General features: G+C 54.5%; 5 protein-coding genes. All 5 read left to right on the top strand.

Translation table 11 applies throughout. The features are described 5' to 3' along the window. Positions 1 to 188 precede the first annotated feature (188 nt). A complete protein-coding gene (locus KNP76_RS15250) occupies positions 189 to 569 on the top strand; it encodes a YisL family protein (protein ID WP_034807197.1) in 381 nt (126 codons plus the stop codon). A gap of 101 nt (positions 570 to 670) precedes the next feature. Then, the gene (locus tag KNP76_RS15245) at positions 671 to 1,672 is read left to right on the top strand and encodes a class I SAM-dependent methyltransferase (protein ID WP_034817753.1); all 1,002 of its coding nucleotides are present in this window, start codon (positions 671 to 673) and stop codon (positions 1,670 to 1,672) included. Between the two features lie 71 nt (positions 1,673 to 1,743). Next, on the top strand, positions 1,744 to 3,267 hold the full coding sequence (locus KNP76_RS15240; RefSeq protein ID WP_152545886.1) for a phytoene desaturase family protein: 1,524 nt from the start codon (positions 1,744 to 1,746) through the stop codon (positions 3,265 to 3,267). Further along, complete coding sequence (locus KNP76_RS15235; protein WP_214845007.1) at positions 3,264 to 4,739, top strand: phytoene desaturase family protein; 1,476 nt, start codon at positions 3,264 to 3,266, stop codon at positions 4,737 to 4,739. The genes KNP76_RS15240 and KNP76_RS15235 overlap by 4 nt, the downstream gene beginning before the upstream one ends. Continuing rightward, the gene (locus KNP76_RS15230) at positions 4,708 to 5,547 is read left to right on the top strand and encodes a phytoene/squalene synthase family protein (RefSeq protein ID WP_214845006.1); all 840 of its coding nucleotides are present in this window, start codon (positions 4,708 to 4,710) and stop codon (positions 5,545 to 5,547) included. The genes KNP76_RS15235 and KNP76_RS15230 overlap by 32 nt, the downstream gene beginning before the upstream one ends. The last annotated feature ends 119 nt before the right edge of the window (positions 5,548 to 5,666 follow it).

The following is a 5,666-nucleotide window of genomic DNA, read 5'->3' as shown; positions in this document are numbered from 1 at the left end:
AAAAAGATGACTCCCGTACAGTACAGGAATCATCTCCTTGAAGCAGCATAAGTTTTTTTATTAATGTCCTTTACATGGGGTACAGATTAAAGCCGGGTGTCCCTCTCTTTTTTTTGCTCTCGCTTGACCGGTCACAGGTTTATTCGTGTACAATAAGGATTGTATATGATGAAAAGGGGGATAAATGAATGCCATTGACTGCATTCCTGCATACGCACGTGACAAGCTGGATTTTACTCCTCGTCTTGTTTGCCGTCGCGTACGTCGGCTACAAGAACGGGAACAAGAGCGGTAAAATCGCGCATATGGCGTTTCGCCTCATGCTTCTCGTCGCGTTCGGGACGGGACTTTATTTGTACTTACAATTGAACAGCGGCGGGATGTTCTACCACGTGAAAATCACGGTCGGACTCTTGACGCTCATCTTCGGCGAGATGGCGCTCATCCGCATGAAGAAACAAAAGCCGGCCAGCGCCATGCTTGGCGGTTTCGCTGTTTTGTCGCTCGTGACAATCTTCATCGGTTACGCGCTTCCGTACGGCCAATCGTTTTTCAGCAACTTCATTTGAGCCGGATCCCACTTCACACATTGAAGTGGGATTTTTTTGTTTGTCCTCAAATTATTAGGGGAAAATACAAAAATCAGTGATAACGATGATGAGGTGAAACGATGGATCAACAGATGAATGAATGGTCGCGCGTGCTTCATGCGCGGAGATGGATGAAACAAACCGAGTCGTTCCTGCCGTTATGGCATGGCTATATTGGTTATAAGTACGGTTTATTTGATGCGCTCCAAGGCGGGGCCAGCTACGCGGAAATGACGCTTCGATTGAAGCGGCCGCTGACGAAACTCGCGCTCGAGCGCTGGCTTGATGTCGGTGTCGCCGTTCGACACTTGAAAAAGCGAGGATGGCGCTACTATCCAACGCGTAGCTTGAAGTATCAATTATCGCATGAAGATGAGCGTAGTATCGGCTTCATGTTGCAAGAGATGATGGAACTTCACATTCCGGCGCTCATCGCCTATCCGGAGTTTTTAGAGTCGGGGAAACAGAAGACGTTCGACGGGGCCACGCACGGCCAAGTCGTCGCCCAGACGTCGACGCTCGTCGAGACGGTCGCCTTCCCGATCGTGCAGCAACTCTTGCGTCAGGCAGACGTCAAGACGATGCTCGACATCGGTTGCGGCCACGGTGGCTATTTGCGTAAACTGCATGACCTCGAGCCGGACTGGAAATTGACGGGGATCGATTTGGAGGAAGACGTCATCGAAGAGGCACGGGAGAAAGATGAGACGGGTGAGATTCGTTACGAAGTGGCCGACTTCATGGAATGGGACCATGATGAACGGTTCGATGCCGTCATGATGAACAACATGCTCTATTACTTCTCGCCGGACGAACGGACGAAGCTACTCGGACGCATGCTCGAGAATCTAGATGAGCGTGGCGTCGCCGTCCTCGTCACGCCGCTCGCGGAGACCCCGCTCGGCGCACGCTTCGCCTCGGCGTTCAACGCGTTCATGACGCTCCACGATAATTTATATCCACTTCCTACGATTCGCGCCCTCCGTCGTCAAATGGAACAAAGCGGCTTCGGGAACGTCCGCTTCATCCCGTTCATCCCAGAAGGATCTTGGTATATCGTCATCGCCGAACGTGGCGACTGACATAGACTACACACGGCGAGCCGATTCAGATTTGAACTTGTCTCGACTCGTTTCTATAATGGAGTAGAAGCATAAGAGACTATTCACATAGGGAGTTGTTCAACGTGTCGGAAAAAAGAGTTGCAGTCATCGGTGCCGGACCAGGAGGGCTCGCCGCAGCCATGATTTTGGCGAGCCGTGGCGTTTCTGTCACCGTGTTCGAGAAACAGCCGTTCGTAGGTGGACGGACGTCACGTCTACAAGTCGGGGAGTTCGCGTTCGATCGTGGCCCGACTTTTTTGAATATGCCATATATTCTAGAAGAGATTTTTGAAGAGACGGGACGGAACTTGCACGATTACGTCGAGATGAAACGGCTCGAGCCGATGTACGATCTATACTTCGACCGTGGCCGTCGCGTCTTGTCGATGACGACGGACCGTGACGAGATGTTCGAAGCGATTGAGGCACAGTTCCCGGGCAACGGGGAAGGGTATGAGCGATTCATGTCGGAGCAAGCGATCAAGCTGTCGAAGCTGATGCCGGTGCTTCAGACGGCGCACGACAGTTTGACCGATTACGTGTCGCTTCGTGTCTTGAAGGCGTTGCCGTTCCTCTCGATCGGTAAATCGCTCTATGACGTGTTATCGGAATACTTCACGAGCGAAGAGCTGAAATATGCGTTCACATTCCAAGCGAAATATCTCGGCATGTCGGCTTGGGAATGTCCGGGCGGATTCTCGATTTTGTCCTATATGGAACACGCATACGGCGTCCATCATCCGATTGGCGGCGTGAACCAGTTATGTACGGCGATGGCGCGCGTCATCGAGGAAGAAGGCGGGTCGATTCGTCTCGGTGAAGGGGTCGACCGGTTGTTGCTCGATGGGAAGAGTGTGAACGGGCTCGTCGCGAACAACGTCCACTACTCGTTTGATGAAGTGATTATCGGGGCCGACTTCGCCCACGCGATGACATCGCTCGTCCCGAACGGCACGTTATCGCGTTGGAGCCCCGAGCAGTTGCAGAAGAAACGCTACTCGTGCTCAACGTTCATGCTCTATCTCGGGCTCGACCGCTTGTATGACGTCGGCCACCATACGATTCATTTCGCTGACGATTACGAGCAAAACGTCAAAGAGATGACGAAAGACTTGAAGTTGAGCGACGACTTCTCGTTCTACGTGCAAAACGCCTCGAAGATCGACCCGACGCTCGCGCCAGCCGGCAAGTCCTCACTCTACGTGCTCGTCCCGGTACCGAACAACTTATCGAATTTGCCGTGGGAGACGCTCGAGCCGAAGATGACCGAACGAGTCCTCGACGCGCTCGAGACGCGTTCCCCGTATAAAGACATCCGGGACCACATCGAAGTGAAACAAGCGCTTACCCCGAAAGACTGGGAGGCGTTCGGCGTCTATGAAGGGGCGACGTTCAATCTGGGCCATAACTTGTCACAGATGATGTACTTCCGTCCGCACAACCAGTTTGAAGAACTCGACCACGTCTGGCTCGTCGGCGGCGGCACCCATCCGGGCAGCGGACTGCCGACCATCTTCGAATCGGCTCGCATCACGACGAACTTGCTTCGCGACCGGGCAGGTGTCGGCCAATGAACATCGGATTCGTCGGGGCCGGAATCGGCTCTTTGTATGCGGCGCTCTTATTGACGCATAAATACCCATCGTTGCAGGTCACGATTTATGAGAAGGAAGCGCGCGTCGGTGGACGTCTCAACTATGTCGAGTTCGACAACGGCGCCCGTGTCGATGAAGGCCCGACGATCGTGTTGTTGCCGTCGAAACTGAAACAGCAATTGAAACAGGCGGGTCTTCCCGAGACGGAAGTTGAGCTGCTCGAAATCGACCCGCTCTATCGCCTCCGTTATGAAGACGGGACGGCGTTCTACAAGTACCGCGACATCGAGCGGCAAGCGGAAGAAGTGGAGCACATGTTCGGGGAAGGGGATGCTTTCCGCGGGTATATGACCCAAAAGCGCGACGAGTATCAAATCGGCTTTGAGTCGTTCTTAGACCGTGGCTATAAAGCAAAGTCGGATTTGTTCGAACCGAAGCTGTTGCTCCTCCTCATGCGCCTGAAGGCGTATGAGACGGCACATGAGAACATGAAACGATTCTTCAAAGACGAGCGTCTGCGCGTCGCCTATAGTCTGCAGACGCTCTATATCGGCGGTAACCCGTATGCGACGCCGTCGCTTTACGGTCTCATCCCATACCGTGAGCAAGAAGAAGGGGTCTGGTACGTCAAAGGAGGATATTTCTCACTCGCGACGAAACTAGAACAAGAGCTGAGACGTCGCGGTGTTCAGTTCAACCTGAACGCGCGTGTCGAACGTGTTCGTGTCGAGAACGGACGGGCGAACGCCGTCGTCGTCGACGGCGTCACCCATCCGCACGATGCGGTCGTCGTGAACGGGGACTTCCCGCTCATGGAGCGACTCATCGATGGCGTCAAACCGAAAGCATACGAGCCATCGAGCGCGACGCTTCTCTTGTACTTCACCGTCAACGGTGAGATTGAGTTGCCGGTGCATCAGTTTGACTTGCCGAACGATTTTGCCGGATCGATGCGAACCATCTTTGAAGATGGTAAACTGAGCGAGTACCCGGCGATGTACACGTTCAATCCGTCCCGGGTCGACCGAACGCTCGCACCCGAAGGCACAAGTGTGCTCTACGTCCTCGTACCGGTGCCGCGAAAGCTCGAGCGCTCTGATTTCGAGGCGAACGGGACGATCGATCACCTCGTTGGCCGGCTTGAGACGCTTGTACCGGGCTTCAGTGAGCGTGTCACCGAGATGAAACTTCGGACGCCGATGGACGCGGAGCGATTCGGTCTCTTTGAAGGCGGCAGCTTCGGCATCGCGCCGAAACTCTCGCAGTCGGCGGCGTTCAAACCGCAAGCCCGACCATATGCGCACATCGAACGGCTCTTCGCCGTCGGCGCCTCGGTACACCCGTGCGGTGGTGTCCCGATCGTGATGATTGGGTCCGAACTACTCGTGAAAAGAATGGAAGAAGAAATGGAGGCATTCTATGACGACACAAGAAGCGTATCGTCAATGTGAGGAAATCATGAAGAAAGGCTCGTTGACGTTTTATCGGGCCTTCTCTTTGCTCTCCAAGCCGGACCGTCAGGCGGTCGCGGCCGTCTATACGTTTTGCCGTCTGCTCGACGACGCCGTCGACGAATCCGACCGACCGGAAGCGAGCCTGACGGAGTTTTTGCATGACTTTAATCGCTTTTTGGCGAACGAAGACGTCGAAGGGGCTCTTTGGGTCGCGCTCCGTGATGTGTGGGGCCGTTATGACATGGACGTCGCGCCCTTCTTCGAGTTGGCCGAAGGGATGAAATGGGATTTACATAAGTCACGGTACGCGACGCTCGAGGAGACGGAACAATACAGCTATTATGCGGCTAGCACGGTCGGCTTAATGCTGTTGCCGATTCTCGTACCAGAGCCGGACGCGACCGAGAAGGCGAGCCTGAAGCAAGGCGCAATCGATCTCGGCATCGCCATGCAGGTGACGAACATCTTGCGTGACGTCGGCGAAGACTTGAGCAGGGACCGGATTTATCTCCCGCAAACGCTACTCGCTGAGTTCGGCGTCTCGGAGGCGGACTTGTTCGCCCGGAAAGTGACACCTGCGTTCATGGATGTCTGGGAGACGCTCGCCCGTCGAGCTGAATTCTTATATACCCGGGCGAGGGAAACACATCACCTCTACCCACCGGCGAGCCGGAAACCGGTACAGGCGGCAGCGCTCCTCTATGAAGGCATCTTAGACGCGGCAAGGGGGAACGCGTATGACGTGTTTACCAAGCGCGCGTACGTCTCGACGTTGCAAAAAGGAAAACTATTGGCACGACTGTGAGCGACCGCATAGGCGGCCGCTTTTTTTGCGCGATGAATTATAAAATTAAGTGCAACACCTGAACGTGAACGCAAAAAAGCCCATAGCGACGGCCTCGTGTAGAATGAAGTTACCACACA

It is taken from the genome of Exiguobacterium sp. s150 (assembly GCF_018618435.1).
GTDB classification, from domain to species: domain Bacteria; phylum Bacillota; class Bacilli; order Exiguobacteriales; family Exiguobacteriaceae; genus Exiguobacterium; species Exiguobacterium alkaliphilum.
This window is presented reverse-complemented; position numbering and strand designations above follow the sequence as displayed.